Annotated in this window: 18 protein-coding genes; 2 read left to right on the top strand and 16 right to left on the bottom strand. The window is 42.7% G+C overall.

From position 1 onward, the window contains the following. Positions 1 to 18 precede the first annotated feature (18 nt). The 4 genes from MOB01S_RS06805 to MOB01S_RS06790 are packed head-to-tail and all read right to left on the bottom strand — an operon-like array spanning position 19 to position 3325. Positions 19 to 555, bottom strand: coding sequence for a pilus assembly protein PilP (locus tag MOB01S_RS06805; RefSeq protein ID WP_066802948.1), 537 nt, complete (start codon positions 553 to 555; stop codon positions 19 to 21). Next, on the bottom strand, positions 552 to 1418 hold the full coding sequence (locus tag MOB01S_RS06800) for a type IV pilus inner membrane component PilO (protein ID WP_084349648.1): 867 nt from the start codon (positions 1416 to 1418) through the stop codon (positions 552 to 554). The genes MOB01S_RS06805 and MOB01S_RS06800 overlap by 4 nt, the downstream gene beginning before the upstream one ends. Positions 1419 to 1421: 3 nt before the next feature. Then, positions 1422 to 2270, bottom strand: a complete 849-nt coding sequence (locus MOB01S_RS06795; RefSeq protein ID WP_084349647.1) for a PilN domain-containing protein — start codon at positions 2268 to 2270, stop codon at positions 1422 to 1424. Then, positions 2270 to 3325, bottom strand: a complete 1056-nt coding sequence (locus MOB01S_RS06790; RefSeq protein WP_066802945.1) for a pilus assembly protein PilM — start codon at positions 3323 to 3325, stop codon at positions 2270 to 2272. The genes MOB01S_RS06795 and MOB01S_RS06790 overlap by 1 nt, the downstream gene beginning before the upstream one ends. A gap of 212 nt (positions 3326 to 3537) precedes the next feature. On the opposite strand from MOB01S_RS06790, the gene MOB01S_RS06785 reads away from it, so the two are divergent. After that, the gene (locus MOB01S_RS06785; RefSeq protein ID WP_084349646.1) at positions 3538 to 6060 is read left to right on the top strand and encodes a penicillin-binding protein 1A; all 2523 of its coding nucleotides are present in this window, start codon (positions 3538 to 3540) and stop codon (positions 6058 to 6060) included. A gap of 151 nt (positions 6061 to 6211) precedes the next feature. On the opposite strand, the gene MOB01S_RS06780 is transcribed toward MOB01S_RS06785, so the two are convergent. From MOB01S_RS06780 to MOB01S_RS06740, 10 genes are all read right to left on the bottom strand, one after another. Beyond that, the gene (locus MOB01S_RS06780) at positions 6212 to 6487 is read right to left on the bottom strand and encodes a hypothetical protein (protein WP_066802942.1); all 276 of its coding nucleotides are present in this window, start codon (positions 6485 to 6487) and stop codon (positions 6212 to 6214) included. Positions 6488 to 6626: 139 nt separating this feature from the next. Next, on the bottom strand, positions 6627 to 7826 hold the full coding sequence (locus tag MOB01S_RS06775) for a phosphoglycerate kinase (protein ID WP_066802934.1): 1200 nt from the start codon (positions 7824 to 7826) through the stop codon (positions 6627 to 6629). Between the two features lie 163 nt (positions 7827 to 7989). Next, positions 7990 to 8649 (bottom strand): thiamine phosphate synthase, encoded by a 660-nt coding sequence (locus tag MOB01S_RS06770; protein ID WP_066802931.1) that lies wholly within the window; start codon positions 8647 to 8649, stop codon positions 7990 to 7992. A gap of 84 nt (positions 8650 to 8733) precedes the next feature. Continuing rightward, a complete protein-coding gene (gene glyS / locus MOB01S_RS06765) occupies positions 8734 to 10815 on the bottom strand; it encodes a glycine--tRNA ligase subunit beta (protein ID WP_066802929.1) in 2082 nt (693 codons plus the stop codon). A gap of 27 nt (positions 10816 to 10842) precedes the next feature. Beyond that, complete coding sequence (locus MOB01S_RS06760; RefSeq protein WP_066802926.1) at positions 10843 to 11385, bottom strand: hypothetical protein; 543 nt, start codon at positions 11383 to 11385, stop codon at positions 10843 to 10845. Continuing rightward, positions 11382 to 11555: a hypothetical protein gene (locus tag MOB01S_RS12325; protein WP_156471029.1), complete on the bottom strand. Its 174-nt coding sequence runs from the start codon at positions 11553 to 11555 to the stop codon at positions 11382 to 11384. The genes MOB01S_RS06760 and MOB01S_RS12325 overlap by 4 nt, the downstream gene beginning before the upstream one ends. A 25-nt stretch (positions 11556 to 11580) precedes the next feature. Beyond that, positions 11581 to 12522, bottom strand: coding sequence for a glycine--tRNA ligase subunit alpha (gene glyQ / locus MOB01S_RS06755; protein WP_066802924.1), 942 nt, complete (start codon positions 12520 to 12522; stop codon positions 11581 to 11583). A 207-nt stretch (positions 12523 to 12729) separates the two neighbouring features. Continuing rightward, entirely contained in the window at positions 12730 to 12969 is a 240-nt protein-coding gene (locus MOB01S_RS06750; protein WP_066802922.1) for a PspC domain-containing protein, read from the bottom strand. Between the two features lie 138 nt (positions 12970 to 13107). Then, positions 13108 to 14568, bottom strand: a complete 1461-nt coding sequence (gene pta, locus MOB01S_RS06745; protein WP_066802919.1) for a phosphate acetyltransferase — start codon at positions 14566 to 14568, stop codon at positions 13108 to 13110. Between the two features lie 186 nt (positions 14569 to 14754). Continuing rightward, positions 14755 to 15942, bottom strand: coding sequence for an acetate/propionate family kinase (locus tag MOB01S_RS06740; protein ID WP_066802917.1), 1188 nt, complete (start codon positions 15940 to 15942; stop codon positions 14755 to 14757). Between the two features lie 142 nt (positions 15943 to 16084). Here MOB01S_RS06740 and MOB01S_RS06735 point away from each other — a divergent pair, with 142 nt between their 5' ends. Then, positions 16085 to 16420, top strand: a complete 336-nt coding sequence (locus MOB01S_RS06735; RefSeq protein WP_066802913.1) for a TfoX/Sxy family protein — start codon at positions 16085 to 16087, stop codon at positions 16418 to 16420. Here MOB01S_RS06735 and MOB01S_RS06730 read toward each other — a convergent pair whose 3' ends face one another. Together MOB01S_RS06730 and MOB01S_RS06725 are read right to left on the bottom strand one after the other, a co-directional pair. Further along, positions 16421 to 16750, bottom strand: coding sequence for a branched-chain amino acid transporter permease (locus MOB01S_RS06730; protein WP_066802911.1), 330 nt, complete (start codon positions 16748 to 16750; stop codon positions 16421 to 16423). Further along, the gene (locus MOB01S_RS06725; protein WP_066802909.1) at positions 16747 to 17481 is read right to left on the bottom strand and encodes an AzlC family ABC transporter permease; all 735 of its coding nucleotides are present in this window, start codon (positions 17479 to 17481) and stop codon (positions 16747 to 16749) included. Before MOB01S_RS06725 ends, MOB01S_RS06730 begins: the two co-directional genes overlap by 4 nt. Positions 17482 to 17562 lie beyond the last annotated feature (81 nt).

Here is a 17562-nt window from a genome sequence, read left to right as displayed (position 1 = left end):
ATAAATCTAGTTGGCTAATCAATTTGGTGTGATCAAATTGGCAGATCTTTCAACATAACCCAAACGAGCATCTTCAACAATCTCAATTAGGTTGATTTGAGTTGGAGTAATCTCCACAATACGACCGTGATCTTCACCCATATAATCTCCGATTTGCACATCTCTAACGACGCCGTCAGGTGCTTGTACCAAGCCATACTCACGACCATTAGGTGCTACCACTTTACCACGATAAATCAAACTTGACAATGTGTACTTTTCAAGCTCGTGTTTGATGCGGTTGTTATCAGGGCGAATACTCGGCATATTGGCAATGGTTGCCTGTCTGTCTAATAAACTTTGTGGCACAAAAGGACTACGCATGTTATTTGCGACATAATCATAATCCTCAATCGGCTGTGGTGTGGGTGGTGGCTCAATGGGTTGTGCAGGCAACTCTCTGATTTGTTTCATCTCAGCTTCTGCCATACTTACTCTGTCTGTACAACCACTTAAAGCACCCAACAAAATGACACCAAAAGCCAAATGTGTGCATTTTTTTACATCATATATCATTGCTTATCACCCTCTGTGGCTTGATCAGTTGTCGTTACTGCGTCCAAATCAACTTGTTTAGCACGGTAAGTCTTCGTTTGCAATACCAACTGTAATTCAGGCATGACATCCAAGTCTGGTTTTGGATTTTTAATCTCAAAATCATGCATGGTAATAATACGGGGCAACTGGGCAATACCACTAATAAATGTACCAAACTGATGATACTCACCCACACCAATGATTTGAATGGGTTGCTCGATAAAGAACTCTTGAGAAACTTCTGGTTGCACTGAGATATCTTGGAAACGAATGCCACTACGACTGCCCTGCATATTGATACCATCAATTAATTCAGGCACACGAGTATCTTTGGGCAACTGGTTAAGTAATGCCTCAAAATCAGTTTTCATCTGTGCAACTTGTTGTTCGTATTCTGCAAGATGGCGAGCTTTAGATTGCTTCTCTTTATAAGTATCTAACAAGGTTGCTTGATAGGCTTCGGCAGATTTGATTTCATCAATCTTTTTGGAAATTAGCAAGAACCAAGACATCAACAATACCAAAGCAAAAATCGCAATCAAAATAAACAGCTTAACCGCCAATGGTGCACTACCATAGTTTTGACCATTTAGTGAGTTAATCTCTGCTTGAAACTTTTTAAAATCAAAAGATTCTTTTTTCTTTTTGGCGACTTTTTTGCCTTTAACTTTAGTCTTTTTTACTTTAGGTGCTTTCTCTGGCTTTGGCTTGCTAACTTTTGGCTTACCAAGCCCTAACCCCACTTTGGGTTTGCCTAATTTTGGCTTTTCGGTAGCTGGCTGAGTTGATACTTGTTCCTCAGTAGCTTTGGTTGTTTTTGGCTTCTTTAAAGAAAATTTCATGAATTAAGCTCCTGTTTTTGCATTGGTCGTTTCAGGGCTTGGTTGTGCTTGTGCCGCTGGAACTGGGTTGGCAGGTGCTTCTGGAACTGGGTTGGCAGGTGCTTCTGGAACTGGGTTGGCAGGTGCCACCTCTGGTGCGGGTGTTCCCCCAACTGGCTCTACATGCACAGGTGCTGCCAAATCATCATTAGTGGTTGTTGCAACGGTGGCATCTGGTGATGGCTCACTTGAATTATTTGCACCTTCCTCTTCGGGTTTTGGCGTTTGGATTTTGGTAGTTATTACGAACTCAACATAACCCTCCTCTGGCACAGGCACATAATCAGGGTCTTTTGCAACTTTGGCCTCAACTTTTTGATAAGCCTCAATCTTACTTTTAATGTTCAATACCGCCGATTCGCCCAACCATTCACTACCATCAATATTGCGAACCAATCTTGCCACTTCGTTGGCATTATCAGCTTTACCTGTAATGGTAATAACCTCACCCACACGCTTAATGTTGAGCAGATAGACATCTTTTGGCACAGCTTGTGCCAAGTCGTACCACACACGCACAGGAATAGAACGACGACCTTGCAAATCCTGAATGACTTTCATTTGAGACAACATTTGCTCACGCTGTGCTTCTAAGGTCTCAATAGATTTTAATGCCACATCAAGCTGTTTGTTTTCTTGGTCAATACGATCATTAGCAGCTTGTTGGTTGCTAAGTTCGTTATTAAAAAAGGTAAATACACCAAGCACTAAAAGAGCCGCCAAACCTGCAACTGCCGCCATCAGAATGTTAAAATCTCTGTTGTTGCGTTCACGTAACTCTTTACGCCAAGGTAATAAGTTAATACGAGCCATTAGTCAAAACTCCTTAAAGCCAATCCGCAAGCAACCATGAGACTTGGTGCATCTTTACGAAGTGCACTAGAATCAATACGGTTACTGATTGACATACCGTCAAAAGGGTTGGCAATGGATACCATGCTACCAACACGTTCTTGGATTTGCTCAGCCAGCCCCGGCAATGCAGATGCACCACCACATAACACAATGTGGTCTACATTATTGTATTCACTTGATGAAAAGTAAAACTGCAATGAACGGCTGATTTGTTGAACTGTATTTTCAATAAAAGGCATAAGCACGGTCTCATTATAATCAGCAGGCAAATTGTAACTCATCTTACCTTCTGTTGCTTCACTGTATGATAGCCCATAGCGTGCCTGAATCGCTTCGGTCAGTTGTTCACCACCGAAATTTTGTTCACGGTTATAGATAAATTCACCATCTTTGGCGATATATAAAGTGGTCTGTTTATGCCCAATATCTACCAAAGCAACAATCTGCGGGTCGTTGGGTAGGTTGTCAAGGCTCAATGCGAACGCACGCTCGATGGCATGGGATTCAATATCCATCACTTTGGTGGTAACACCGCCAATAGACAAGACGCTCACTCGCTGATCTACGTTGTCAGAACGCGAAGCAGCCAATAGTACACGCACCAGATGATCGCCCACCTTTGAAGGTCCAAGCACCTCAAAATCCAGATTGACTTCGGTTAATGGATAGGGAATGTATTGCTCAGCGTCTAGCTTGATTTGGGCTTCACGGTCAGTATCTGATAGGTTGGCTTCCATATCAATGATTTTGGTGATGACGGCAGAACCAGATACAGCTGTTGCTGCTTCTTTGGTACTCACACCACATCTTTTAACCAATCTGGCAATTGCATCAGCAACCTCTTCATCGTTGACAATGTTTTTATCAACAACCCAACCTGGTTCAAGCGGTTCAACGCCATAAGTCTTCAAATGAAGACGACCTGCTTGCTTTTGTAGCTCAACAAGTTTTACGGCAGTCGTACTAACGTCCAAACCGATATAATGTTTACTTTTTGGAGAAAAGAGTCTCACAGACTTATTCCTTATATTTCACGTATTTGACAAATCTGACGATATTTAAGTTGAAATTATACCATTTATCAACATACAATGTGTTACTTTTCTGATATACTTGGCAAAAAATTTGATATTTTTTACACAAAAACACATTTTATGTAACACTCTTTTTGCACAAAGAGTATAATACACCATTATTAGGCAATTTTTAACCACCCAAAACCGCTATGTCTCAAAAAAATTACACCGTTCGTCTGATTTCTTTCGTAGTCAGTCTCATTTTAGCATTTTTTGCCCTTGTTTTGGTATTAATTTTGGCTTTTCCCATCGGTTTTTATGGTATGGCACTCTATCTTGAACCAAGTTTGCCCAACATCAAAGAATTAAAAACCATGCAACTACAAATGCCATTGCAGATTTACACCGCAGATGGCAAACTTATCGGACAATATGGCAATACCTTTTCACTGCCTGCCACCTATGAAGAGTTGCCAAAACCACTCATTCAGGCATTTTTGGCGGCAGAAGATGATACTTTTTTTGAGCATACAGGCATTAGCGTTAAGGGGCTTGGGCGCGCCATCAAAGAAGTTGTTACTGACGATGACTCCCAAACAGGTGGTTCAACCATTACTATGCAGGTGGTCAAAAACTATTTTTTAAGTCCAGAACGTACCATAGAACGCAAACTCACCGAGATGTTTATCGCTCGTAAAATAGAAAACAAGATGACCAAAGATGAGATTATGACATTATATGTCAATAAAATCTACTTGGGTGAGGGTGCTTATGGTGTTAAAGCTGCCGCCAGACGCTATTATAGCAAATCTTTGGAAAATCTCACCATCGCTGAGATGGCAATGTTAGCAGGACTACCCAAAGCTCCATCACAATACAACCCTGTCAAAAACGAAGCTCGTGCCTTAGAAAGACGCAACTGGATTGTTGGACGTATGTTTGAAAAAGGCTTTATCACCAAACAACAACGTGACGAAGCCATCAATGCACCTACGGGTTTACATATGTACCAAGAGACCCTAGATGAAAATATGCCCTATATCGCTGAGCTAGCACGCCAAACACTTGTGGATAAATTTGGTGAAAAAGTCATGGACAGCGGTTGGCGAGTTCAACTTACCATTGACACCAAAAAACAAAGAATGGCAGAAAATGCCGTTTCGGCAGGTTTAACCCGCTATGAACCCAGCGTGATGGCTCGTGGCTATCGTGGCGTAGAAGCCCTAGAAGGCAATTTGGTATATTTTAAAAAGTTTAGTAACGGCATGCAACCTGCTCAAATCACCAAAGTTACCAATAGTGGCTTTACGGCTGTTTTGCAAAATGGCGAAACCATCACCTTACCCAAAGTTACCAAGTGGAACGAGCGCCACGTTGGTACTAACCGCTACGAAGGCAATGGTAACAGCAAAAACACCCCCAAAGAGATTAAAGTAGGCAACATCGTGCGTGTCATCAAAGACGGTGGCGTATGGCGTATCACTCAGCCCAGACGCATTCAAGGGGCATTGGCATCACTCAACCCAGAAAATGGGGCGTTGATTGCGGTCGTGGGTGGCATGGACTTTAACCAAAGTAAATTTAACCGTGCCACACAAGGCTATCGCCAACCGGGTTCAACCATCAAACCACTCATCTATGCGGCCGCCTTAGAATACACCGAATTAACGCCAAACTCCTACATTTCCAACAAATGTAACTTTGGACGGTGGTGTCCAAAAGGTGGAGGTAAAAGTGGTTCAGTTCCCATGTACGTTGCATTATCACGCTCACTCAATATACATTCCGCCAACATCATGAGAACAACGGAAATAAAAAAACCCGGAATTACCCATCAAGTTCTCTCTCAAATGGGCTTAGAAAAGGAACGTTTAGAAAACACTGGATACACGCTAGCACTGGGAGCGACAGATGCCACCCCACTCCAAATGGCAACCGCTTATACCACCTTTGTCAATGGCGGTCATCGCATTCAGCCTTATGTGATTGAGCGTATTTACAACTTCAACAGCGAAACCATCTACCAAGCAAGCCCCGTGCGTGCGTGTGCCATATGTTTCAACAAAGAATTGGTCAAAACCAACACCGCCCTATTGGACGCATTCACCAAACAACAAGCCGAGTTGGCAGAAAAAAACAAAAACAACCCTGTGGTGGACGAACGTGATGGGCAAGCCAAATACGACCGCTTAAAACCCAAACAAGCCATTCAATATAAATCGGCCGAACAAGCCCCTCGTATCCTTTCTCACAAAACTGCATATAACATGGCAACCATGCTACGTGGTGTTATTGCTGGCGGTACGGGTAAAGATGCCAACTTTCGTTCCGACATTGGCGGAAAAACAGGGACAACCAACTTGGCCAAAGACGTATGGTTTATCGGTGTACATCCTACCAACTCAGCAGCGGTATGGATGGGCTATGACCGTCCATCCTCTTTGGGTCCGCACGCTTTTGGGGGTAAACTTGCCTTACCGATTTGGCGTAGCTACATGAGTGCAGAGCTCGCTGGCAAACCTATCAAATGGGTGGACAAAGAAGATGTGTCCAAAATCGAAAAAACCACCAGCAAAATTGTCAACATCACCGATGACAATGTCAACGACATCAACAAAGTCCTTAAAGAACTTGGGCTTAGCGGTGTGGATGCTACTGTCGATGAAAACAACATGGATGGCATGGAAGAAGAAAACACCGATGATGAGAATGATGAAACCGACACCAACTGATTTCATCATCAAAAGCCAAAAACGCCCCAAATGTGGGGCGTTTTTATGGTTTGGAGTTTTTGGTTTTTGAGCTTTTGAACAATGGATACAACCAAATTTCACAAAAAAGTGCAACCAAGCCCAAACTTGGTCGCACCATCGCACACCAAAATCAGTATTTTTGGTCTTCGCTGACTTTATCTTCGGCCTTAACCTCAGCATCTGCACTCTCGCCAGCTTCTTTTGCTTTATCTGCTTTATCACCAGCCTCGTTGGTAGGCTGTGCTTCTGTGGTAGGCTCTTCTTGGGCGGCCACTTCGGCTTCTTTGGCAACTTCGGCAGTCGCTGGCTCAGTTTTGGCAGGTTCGGCAGGGGCTGGTTCTTTTTGGTTACAGGCGGTCAAGGCAACAACCGCAACCAAACTTGCGATTAATAGTTGAATTTTCATAATATCTCCAAAACTTGTGGAAAAAACCAGTTTAGTTTAACAGATAACCATAATTTAACAAGTGTTATCTTGAAAATACAACAAAATTTAACATTCCTAAAAATTTGGGATAAATCAGATGACTTATCCCAAACATAATTTATACTGATTGTAAAGCAACAATGGCAGGCAAGGGTTTGCCTTCTACAAATTCCAAAAACGCCCCACCCCCTGTGGATAGATAGTCAATGCGGTCAGCCACCTTATATTTGTCAATCGCAGACAATGTGTCGCCACCACCTGCAATGCTAAATCCTGTACCATCAGCCACTGCCTCACAGATGACTTTTGTGCCTTGACCGAATTTATCCACCTCAAACACGCCCACAGGACCGTTAAACAAAATGGTCTTGGCAGATTTGATATACTCACCAAGCTCTTTGGCAGAATCAGGAGCAATATCCAAAATCATATCATTTTCACCGATTTCATCAACCGATTTGATAACGGCATTGGCTTTTTCTAATGAGCCCAAAAAATCCTCAAAATCAATCTCGCCTTTATCCGCCACCACCACATGCGTAGGAAGTAAAATCTTGGTTTTGGTCATGATGTCTTTGGCAGTCTGCACCAAGTCAGACTCATAAAGCGAAGCACCGACATTTTTACCGCTCGCCACCAAAAACGTATTGGCAATACCACCACCCACCAAAATGCTATCACAAATGGTCGCAAGGCTGTTTAAGACGTCTAATTTGGTGGATACTTTTGAGCCACCTACGATAGAAAGAACAGGCTTGGCAGGGTTGTCAAGGGCTTTGGATAAAGCATCAAGTTCGGCGGATAATAAGTTGCCTGCACAAACCATCTTGCCGTCTGCCACGCACGCACGAATAACCCCTTCGGTCGAGGCTTGGGCTCTGTGGGCTGTGCCAAATGCGTCCATCACAAACACATCACACAAATCTGCATATTTTTTGGAAAGTTCGGAGCTGTTTTTCTTTTCGCCCACATTAAAACGTACATTTTCTAACAGCACCACCTCGCCTGCCTTGACTGACACGCCATTTTGCAAATAATCGGTACTAAACGCCACATTCACACCCAATTTATCCGCCAAATATTTGGCAATTGGGGCAAGTGAATATTTATCATCATACTCACCTTCGGTCGGTCTGCCCAAATGTGAACAGACAATCACGCCAGCACCTTTATCAAGACATGCCTTAATGGTGGGTAAAGATGCTTGCAAACGCACATCACTGGTGATAATACCATCTTTGATGGGTACGTTTAAATCCTCACGAATCAGTACCGTTTTGTTAGCAATGTCTAGGCTTGATAGATAGGTAATACTCATGCAATTTTCCTTTTTAAAAGTTAAAACACATCAAAAAGTATGTTTAAAGTGTCATAAAGTAACAGCATTTTAGCATAAAATTTAAAAAATACCCAATATTATCATTTTGAAAAATGGTGATATTTTTTATCATGATAAAATATGTGTGCTTTTATTAACTTTATTATTCATACCAACTTTTCAAAAGTCGCCCCCACCCCTTGCACTTTAAGCCAATTGTATCTGCCGAATGACTCATGATGTCAGCAGTTACCGCAATATAATCCAACCGATTACCGCCCAGCATTTGGCGAAGTTGTATGGCATTGTCTAGCGTAACCCCACCAATCACACACAACGGCAAATCCACCTTGCTTGCCTTTTGTAGAGTATTTGCTTCAACCAAACGGGCTTTGGGTTTGGTTAGTGATGTAAATACCGTCCCCATCGCTCCATAGGTTGCTCCCTCTTTTTTTGCTTCTTTAAATAACGCCATATCACCATGACATGTCCGCCCAATCACAACATCACCACCAAGTAGCTCACGAGCCACACGCACACTCCCATCTCGTTGCCCCAAATGAAGTCCTATACCAAAATGACATGCCAATTCTAGATTATCATTCATGACCACAGGCACTTCATAACGACTTGCCAAACTAACAATCAACTCGGTCTCTTGGTAGAGTGTCATCAAATCATATTGTTGTAGGGTGTTTTTGCGGCGAATTTGTAGCAGTGAAATGACGCCTGTATCCAATGCACGCTCTAATTTATCAAGGAGCGTCTCAATTTCATCATCATTGGTAAGTAGATAGAGCTTGGGAGGTGTTGGCATGGTCATAAAATCATCCTTTTTTGATTGACTGGCTTTTATTTTACCATAAAAAACCTTGTCATCTTAACAAGGTTTTTTATAATCACACCACTATATAGCAAGCTCGCCAATATCCGCCACACTCAAAAACAGCTCTCGCACTTGTTTGAGCAATGCCAGACGGTTGTTTTTAAGATTGACATCATCAGCATTTACCATCACTGTATCAAAAAAGTTGGTCAATGGCTCATCAAGACTTAATAAAGTCTTTAAAATTTCTTGATAATCGGCTTGTTCAAACAAAGGCTTACAAGCATTTTGAGCACTTACAAGGGCGGTAAATAAGGATTTTTCAGCCGTTTCTACAAGCAGACTTTCGTCAATATTTGCCCCAATGTCGCCCTCGGCTTTGGCAAGAATGTTGCCCACTCGTTTGTTATTTTGAGCAAGGGTTTTGGCTTGGGGCAAAGCACGAAACGCCCAAACCGCCCAAATACGGTCATCAAAATCAAGAGGCATATGCGGATTAATCGCACTGACCGCCAAAATGGTATCCACCGCCACGCCTTTATCCTCGTACATCGGACGATAGCGAGCATTGATAAATTCCATCACATCGGTAAAGGTTTTGGCAAGATTGTCAAGCGTATTACCATACCCCAAAATCGCCTGTTCAACCAAAGCAACCAGATTGAGTGGCATCTTTTTCTCAATCAAAATTCTTAAAATACCAATGCTGGCACGGCGTAGGCTAAAGGGGTCTTTTGACCCTGTGGGAATCTCACCAATGCCAAAAATCCCAACCAGCGTATCAAGGCGGTCGGCAAGTGCCAAACACACCCCAATGTCGGTTTTGGGCAACTCATCGCCAGCAAAGCGTGGCAAATATTGCTCGGCGATGGCGTCTGCCACTTCGCCATTTTCGCCATTGATATGGGCATAATAAGTCCCTGCAATGCCTTGAAGTTCTGGAAACTCGCCCACCAAAGTGCTTGCCAAGTCGCATTTTGACAAAAGCCCTGCACGAGTGGCATTTTCAACATTGGCACCGATTTGTGTAGCGATGAAGGCGGATAATTTGGCAATTCGTTCGCTCTTTTGCCAGATTGTCCCCAATTTGTCTTGAAATACACGAGTTTTTAGGTTTTCGGATAGGGCAAACAGGGGCTGTTTTTGGTCTTGCAAAAAGAAAAATTCAGCGTCCGCTAGGCGTGGTCGCACCACTTTTTCATTACCCTTAACAACCGCCTGTTTATCAGTGCTGTCAATGTTACTGATAAAAATAAAGTACGGTAGTAATTTGCCGTTTTTGTCGGTCAAACAAAAGTACTTTTGGTCGGCTTGCATAGTGCTAATAAGTGCCTCTTGTGGCACGGCTAAGAAACGCTCCTCAAAACTGGCTCGTAAGGCAACAGGATAGTCCACAAGGGCGGTTACCTCATCAAGAAGCTCATCAGGCACAATGGCATTTGCTCCAACTTCATCGGCAAGAGTGGCAACTTGGGTTTTAATATTATTTTGGCGTTTGGCAAAATCGGCAATCACATAAGCCTTTTCAAGCACGCTTTCATAATCATTGGCGTGAGAAATCACCACAAAATCAGGGGCGTGGTAGCGATGACCCCGTGTTTGATTGCCTGTCTTATGCCCTTGAATGGTCGCATCAATGACCGCCCCATCACGCATTAGCACCACCCACTGCACAGGACGCACAAACTCGTGCTTATCCGCCCCAGACCGCATTCGTTTGGCAATCGGTAGCTCGTCTAGGGCTTTTTGGATAAGTTTGGGTAGTAGCTCGTCCACCGACTTGCCCTTAATGGTCATTTCATAACCAATGTACTCGCCTTTTTTATCCGACACGGTGATAAGGTCGTCTTTGGTCAGATTAAGTCCAGTGGTATTTAAACCTTGTAAAAAGCCCTGCCCTGCTTTGGTCAAATTACCATCAGCATCAAAACTTGCCTTGATGTTTGGACCTTTTTTGGTTTCTACCTTGTCAGGGGTAACACTTGCCACGCCAAGAATTTGCAATGCCAAACGGCGTGGGGCAGAAAAAATTTTAATGCCTTCAAAGGCGATATTTTGCTCAGCAAGCGATTTCTCAACGCTTGACTGTAGGGCATTTTGCAAAGTTTTTAAAGACTTTGGGGGCAACTCTTCGGTGCCAAGTTCAAATAGGATTGTGTTCATTGTTTGACCTGTTATTTCAATTTTAAATTACAACACACGGTATAAAGTTTTCATTTCATCATCACCCACAACCGCTAATTGTTTAAAGTCGTGGCGTTCATATAAATCAAGCAGTTTGGCAATGGGTTGGCATTCTAAAATAACGGCACGACCGCCAATTAATTGACGGGCGGACAATAATATTTCAAAAATTCTATCAAAAATATCCTGCAAGATAATTGGGTTATTTTCTACATTGGCATTTTTGCCGATTTGTCCAATTAAAAAAGTTCGTATGGTTTTGGCATTTTTATTAAAGCCATCTAATTTTTTCACAACGCTTTTGCTTAATTTTTCATTATCAATATTGACATCTTTAAAAGACAATGAAAAATATGTCAACAGTTCGCCATTGTTAGAAACAATCAAATAAGTTCTGGCATTGTGCGTGCGTTCAAAGTCAATGGCTTTATTTTTCAAAAATCGCTCAACATCTGGATTTTTTGGACAAGAAAACTCATTTATCAATCGTTTGATTGATTGTTCTTTTTTATCGTTATCCAAAAAATCCAATAATGGATAAATTCTCATTTTTTATCCCAGCGTTTTTGTAAAATTTCCAAAAATTCATCAACGCTTGGTTGTTCTTTTTTGGGCGATTTAATTTGCACAGGCTTGGCATTTTCCAAATCATATAAAAATTGCTCTATTGCTTTTTCATCACGCACGATAAATTGTTTATCAAACGATGCAGTACTCATTTTGTATCCTCACACTAATGGTATCTCACTCCCCCTCTTTGGGCAACCACTTCTCTAACGCTTCTTTTTTGTGTGCTTCATCTGCCAAAGGAAAGCCCAATTTAGCACGAGCGATGGTATAGCTTTCCGCCACTTTACGAGCCAGTGTACGCACTCTTAGGATAAATCTTTGGCGTTCGGTCACCGAGATTGCCCCACGAGCGTCCAAAAGGTTAAAGCTATGGCTTGCCTTTAACACCATCTCGTAAGCTGGCAAGGGTAAATTCACCTCCACAAGGCGACTGGCTTCTTTTTCATAAAAATCAAATAAATCAAAGAGTTTATCCACATCGGCATATTCAAAGTTATAGGTGGACTGCTCCACTTCGTTTTGGTGAAAGACATCGCCATAAGTTACACGCCCAAACTCACCATCCGTCCATACAAGGTCATAGACGCTATCCACGCCTTGAATATACATCGCAAGGCGTTCAAGCCCATAAGTAATCTCGCCTGTTACAGGGAAACACTCAATGCCCCCCACCTGCTGAAAATAGGTAAATTGCGTAACTTCCATACCATTTAGCCACACCTCCCAGCCAAGCCCCCACGCTCCAAGCGTTGGCGACTCCCAGTTATCCTCAACAAATCGGACATCGTGAGTGAGCGTGTCAATGCCCAAAGCCTTTAACGAACCTAGATACAGCTCTTGGATATTGGCAGGATTGGGTTTTAGGACGACTTGGAATTGGTAATAATGTTGCAAACGGTTGGGATTGTCGCCATACCGCCCATCGGTCGGACGGCGAGAGGGCTGAACATAGGCGGCGTTCCACTTTTCAGGGGTTAAGGCTCTTAAAAAAGTTGCCGTATGAAAAGTCCCCGCCCCCATTTCCATATCATAGGGCTGTAAAATCACACAGCCACGCTCTGCCCAGTAGTTTTGAAGGGTTAAAATAATTTCTTGGAAGGTTAGGGTCTTTTTCATAAGAATTTTCCGAATGGATTGTAAATTGGGCTATTTTAGCATAAAAATACAAAAACCGCACAAAGGCGGTTTTGTTTTGCAGACCAATTACACAAAAATGTAATAGGTTATTGATTTTTAACAAATCATAATGTTTAATATTTTTTAAACAATTTGATAAAATCAATAAATGAAATCACTCATACAACTCATCTGTGTTGGCGTGATTTATTGGTAAATATATGATTGTTCTGTTGCTTCTGGCATTACCATCCACGCAATCAAATAAAATAAAATCCCACCAAATAATGTTACTGTTGCCGTCAAAGGAATGGAGAGTACAAAAAGCCAACGAAACAAGGCAGGCGACCAACCCATGTATTCTGCCAAACCACCAAACACACCTGCAATCATGCGATAACGTTTGGAACGGTGCAAACGAATGAGTTTTGGTTTAACATTGGACATAAAACACCCATAAAATACAACTGATGTTTAGGATATGGGGTGTGGTTTTGGCAAATTCAATCAACGGTTGCAAAATATTACATTTGGGTAAAAAAAACAAAAGGACGAAAACTCGCCCTTTTGTTCGTGGTCATACAATCACACTGCTTGAATTGCCGTCAAAGCAATGGTATAAACAATATCATCAACCAAACAGCCACGAGATAAATCATTGACAGGCTTGTTAAGACCTTGTAGCATTGGACCTACGCTAATCACACCTGCGGTGCGTTGTACTGCTTTGTAAGTGGTGTTACCTGTATTGAGGTCTGGGAAAATAAAGACATTTGCCTCACCTGCCACAGCTGAATTGGGGGCTTTTTGCTTGCCGACACTTGGCACAGAGGCTGCATCAAATTGCAAAGGTCCATCAATTTTAAGCTCTGGGGCTTTGGTGCGAGCAATTTGCAAAGCTTCTTTGACTGTATCAACATCAGGCCCTGCTCCTGAATCTATGGTAGAATAACTAATCAAAGCAACCTTAGGGTCAATACCAAAGGCTTGGGCTGACTTCGCTGATTGAATGGCGATTTCTGCCAATTGTTCGGCAGTTGGGTTTGGGTTTACTGCACAGTCGCCATAGACCATCACTTGTTCGGGCAAGAGCATAAAAAATACCGATGATACAAGGCTGTATTCTGGGGCGGTCTTAATCAATTGAAATGCAGGGCGAATGGTATCGGCAGTGGTATGTACCGCCCCTGACACCAAACCGTCCACATCACCCACTTGGAGCATCATCGTGCCTAGATAGACGGTATCTTGTAAAGCCTTTCTTGCCCCTTCCTCGTCAATCTTACCCTTACGGCGTTCTACCATTGGAGCAACATACTTTTCAATAATGCTAGACGGCTCAATAATCTCAATATCAGCAGGCAAGGTTACGCCCCGTTCGTCCGCTACAGCACGGATTTTGGCAGGGTCGCCCAAAAGTACGCATTTGGCAATGCCACGAGATTGGCAAATGGCTGCCGCCTCAATGGTGCGTGGCTCATCGCCTTCTGGTAGGACAATGCGTTTTTTGGCGTTTTGGGCAAGGCGTACCACCTGATTGCGAAATGCATAAGGCGAGAGTTTTTGGGTGTGTTTGGCAGTTTTGTAGGCTTCAAATTCGCCTGTATTGACCTCTGATAAATTACCGCCTTTATCGGTGCGAGCAACCACTTGGATTTTGCCAGATAACTCGGCTGTGCCAATCACCCCCCAAATGCGTCTGCCTTTTAGACCACCAAACAACGATGCAAACACAGGCAAACGAGCAAAATCATCGCCCACCATAACAACATCGGCATCAAATCCTGTGGCAAGCTCACGGTTTACTCGGTTGGCATAAGGGCGACTTTCATCAGCCAGCACACCCACCACAACGCTAATAGGGGCTGATTGCTTGGCGACAACTTTTTCTAGTAAATCATCTAAGCTATTTTCGCTAATGGCAGAACATAGCTCCTCATCGCTTGGAATAGCAACAATCTCGCCACCAACAAGATTTGCAACTGCTTGCGATAAGGTGGTCATCTCAATCTGACTGGTGGTTGGAACAAGCAAAAGTGTTTTCATAATTTTTCCTAAAACTTAAATCTTAGTTTCAACTTAAAATGATAAACGATTGATTTGTTGGTTTTTGTTAAAAGGATTAAAGTCATCACAACCACACTTATCAAAATCAGTCGCCCATTTAAAGTTGAAAACAGCATACAACTTAATCAAATTAGAAAAGTTGGGCAAGCCACCCAACTTTTTAAATTACAAGCCCAAAACTTCTTTGGTCTCTTTGGCAATTTGATACTCTTCATCGGTTGGAATGACCCAAAATTCCAAAGCAGAATCGGCTGTGTGGAACGAACCTTCCGCTCCACGGAACAACTGTGCATTTTTGGCGGTGTCAAATTTTGCCCCCAAATGCTTTAGATGGGTAACAATTTTGGCACGCATCTCTGCCCCATTTTCACCAATACCGCCTGTAAAGACCACACCCGTCAATTCTGGCAAGGCTGCGGTATAGCCTAGAATGTATTTGGCAACACGGTAAGCAAACATATCAAGAGCAAGGGTTGCATCTTGGTTGCCATCTTTGTCGGCTTGTTCAAGATTTCTCATATCATTGGAAATACCAGAAACCCCCAAAAGACCGCTTTGTTTGTTTAAAAGGGTGTCAATTTCACCAATGGACAAGCCCAAAGTACGGTTCAAAAGGGCGTGCAAACTTGGATCAACATCACCTGAACGAGTTCCCATCATCAAGCCTTCAAGGGGGGTAATTCCCATAGAAGTATCAAGGCTTTGACCATCATAAACAGCCGTTGCCGAACAGCCGTTGCCAAGATGGGCAACAATCCAGCCGTGTTTGCCATCTTTGGTAGTTAATTGGCTTGCACGGTTTGAAACATAGGCGTGCGATGTGCCGTGAAAACCATAACGGCGAATATGATGTTCTTCATACAGAGCCTTTGGAATGGCATAGCGGTAAGCGTGGGCAGGCATTGTTTGGTGGAAGGCGGTATCAAAAATCGCCACTTGTGGCAATTGTGGAAACAACTCATTAATGGCTTTAATACCTGCGGCATTGGCAGGGTTATGCAAGGGGGCAAGGCTTGCCAACTCTTCAATATGAGCAAGCACTTCAGCGTTAATTTTGGTTGCTTTGGTAAACTTGTCACCACCGTGTACCACACGATGACCAACGGCTACAGGCTTGTATTCACCAATCAATTCGCCCAAAATAATCTTTAATGCTTCGGTATGAGCCCCAGAATTGGGGATATTGATTTCAACTTTTGAGCCGTCCAAATTTTTGTGCTTAATGCGTGCATCAGCATTGCCAAGGGCTTCTGCCAAGCCTTCAATACGAGTTTCACCATCTTCGCTAATTAAGGCATATTTGATGGACGATGAACCGCAGTTTAGGACTAAGGTGGGGTTTTGTAGAGACATAGGTTTTCCTTAATATTAAAAAAACTTCCCTGCGATTATAGCACATAAATCACGTTTGGCAACAGTACGCCCAAGCCAAAAATTGACAAAAAGCATTTTGCCAATTATGATGATTGCTCACATTTTTAGGATAAACTACTTGATGAAAGCACTTAGTGAATTTACCATCTTTATCTTAGACCAATTAACTCCGCTTGCCCCCATCAATGTTCGGCGAATGTTTGGGGCAGAATGCTTGTTTAAAAACGGCAAAATGTTCGCCATCATCAATCACGAACAAATGTACCTAAAAGCAAACAATGACACCGCCCACCATTTTATCCAAAGAGACTGCGAGCCATTTAGTTATTTGACAACACGGGCAGGCATTCAAAAACGAGTATTACTTCACTATTATCAATTGCCCGAATCCGCCTTAGATGACGTTGATGAACTGTGCGATTGGGTGAGGCTTGGTATCTTGGCAAGTCAACCATAATCACACAAATACCTGTTGCACCAATACCATATAAAGCAGTGTCCCCACCCCAATAGAAACAAACATATTGCCACGCCATAGGTGTAGCCCAATCACCACCGCCCCTGCAATAAACTGTGCCATGCCATGATATTGCCCCAAGATGTCCACATTTTTATAACAATACACCACAAGTAGCCCAAACACCGCAGGAGGCAATGCCTTGCCCAGATATTGTACAAAATCAGGAACTTTTTTGTGAGCAGGAAACGCCCAAAACGCCAACCAACGACAAAATTGCACGGCGATGATTGCCACAGCAACAGTAAAAATTTCTTGGTTTAGGGTCATGTATTCGCTCCTTTTTGGGTAAGTTTATCAGATAATGCTTGACGCCTAATCGTCAGATAACCCAAAATCCCAAGCATGGCAGGAATTAAAAAATGTGTTTTGCCAAAAATCATGAGTGCCAAAACAGTCATACCAATGCCCAACCAAGAACATTCATGTGTATTTTCACGTTTGTATTGCTCTACAAAAATCACCAAAAACAGTGCCGTCATCGCAAATTCTGCCCCTTTTAAATCAAAAGGCAACACCGCCCCAGCAATCGCCCCCAGTCCTGCTCCTGCCACCCAATAAATATGCAAAAATAGCGTAACTAACACCATAAACCACGCTTTATCCACGCCTGTCATGTCCGCTGTGTAGTTAATGGCAAAGCTCTCATCAGTCATCGCACTAATGAGATACCATCGTTTAAACCCTGTGATTTCTTTAAATTTATCAAGCATACTAATGCCATAAAAAATCTGTCTGGCACTAATCATCAACACAAGCAAAAATACTGATGATGGATTAAAAGCCATCACAAGCATTCCAGCCACAATAAATTCCACCGACCCTGCAAAAATGAGTATCGCCATCACAGTCGGATACCACCAATCAAAACCTAATGAGTGCATATACATTCCATACGCCATGCCCAAAAATAAAAAACCTGACATGATGGGCAAACTGGCTTTAAAGGCGTAACGAGTAGTAACTTTCAAAGTATTGGGGTACATGATGGATAGGCACATAAAAATCGCCCATGATAAGGTAAAATAGGAGCGGTGGCAAGTATTTTATTTAATACAAACAAGTTGGCAAAAAATATAGTC

This window comes from Moraxella oblonga NBRC 102422 (genome assembly GCF_001598275.1).
GTDB classification, from domain to species: domain Bacteria; phylum Pseudomonadota; class Gammaproteobacteria; order Pseudomonadales; family Moraxellaceae; genus Moraxella; species Moraxella oblonga.
The sequence above is the reverse complement of the archived record's forward strand: the minus strand, read 5'-3'. Positions and strand labels throughout refer to the sequence as shown.

What these genes read in the sequence shown, in the direction of transcription:
- MOB01S_RS06780 (WP_066802942.1), bottom strand. Translation starts at nt 6,487, where the DNA reads ATGAAAATTCAACTATTAATCGCAAGTTTGGTTGCGGTTGTTGCCTTG.
- MOB01S_RS06800 (WP_084349648.1), bottom strand. Translation starts at nt 1,418, where the DNA reads ATGAAATTTTCTTTAAAGAAGCCAAAAACAACCAAAGCTACTGAGGAA.
- pta (WP_066802919.1), bottom strand. Translation starts at nt 14,568, where the DNA reads ATGAAAACACTTTTGCTTGTTCCAACCACCAGTCAGATTGAGATGACC.
- MOB01S_RS06805 (WP_066802948.1), bottom strand. Translation starts at nt 555, where the DNA reads ATGATATATGATGTAAAAAAATGCACACATTTGGCTTTTGGTGTCATT.
- glyQ (WP_066802924.1), bottom strand. Translation starts at nt 12,522, where the DNA reads ATGAAAAAGACCCTAACCTTCCAAGAAATTATTTTAACCCTTCAAAAC.
- MOB01S_RS06770 (WP_066802931.1), bottom strand. Translation starts at nt 8,649, where the DNA reads ATGACCATGCCAACACCTCCCAAGCTCTATCTACTTACCAATGATGAT.
- MOB01S_RS06785 (WP_084349646.1), top strand. Translation starts at nt 3,538, where the DNA reads ATGTCTCAAAAAAATTACACCGTTCGTCTGATTTCTTTCGTAGTCAGT.
- MOB01S_RS06735 (WP_066802913.1), top strand. Translation starts at nt 16,085, where the DNA reads ATGAAAGCACTTAGTGAATTTACCATCTTTATCTTAGACCAATTAACT.
- MOB01S_RS06775 (WP_066802934.1), bottom strand. Translation starts at nt 7,826, where the DNA reads ATGAGTATTACCTATCTATCAAGCCTAGACATTGCTAACAAAACGGTA.
- glyS (WP_066802929.1), bottom strand. Translation starts at nt 10,815, where the DNA reads ATGAACACAATCCTATTTGAACTTGGCACCGAAGAGTTGCCCCCAAAG.
- MOB01S_RS06750 (WP_066802922.1), bottom strand. Translation starts at nt 12,969, where the DNA reads ATGTCCAATGTTAAACCAAAACTCATTCGTTTGCACCGTTCCAAACGT.
- MOB01S_RS06730 (WP_066802911.1), bottom strand. Translation starts at nt 16,750, where the DNA reads ATGACCCTAAACCAAGAAATTTTTACTGTTGCTGTGGCAATCATCGCC.
- MOB01S_RS06725 (WP_066802909.1), bottom strand. Translation starts at nt 17,481, where the DNA reads ATGTGCCTATCCATCATGTACCCCAATACTTTGAAAGTTACTACTCGT.
- MOB01S_RS06760 (WP_066802926.1), bottom strand. Translation starts at nt 11,385, where the DNA reads ATGAGAATTTATCCATTATTGGATTTTTTGGATAACGATAAAAAAGAA.
- MOB01S_RS06795 (WP_084349647.1), bottom strand. Translation starts at nt 2,270, where the DNA reads ATGGCTCGTATTAACTTATTACCTTGGCGTAAAGAGTTACGTGAACGC.
- MOB01S_RS12325 (WP_156471029.1), bottom strand. Translation starts at nt 11,555, where the DNA reads ATGAGTACTGCATCGTTTGATAAACAATTTATCGTGCGTGATGAAAAA.
- MOB01S_RS06740 (WP_066802917.1), bottom strand. Translation starts at nt 15,942, where the DNA reads ATGTCTCTACAAAACCCCACCTTAGTCCTAAACTGCGGTTCATCGTCC.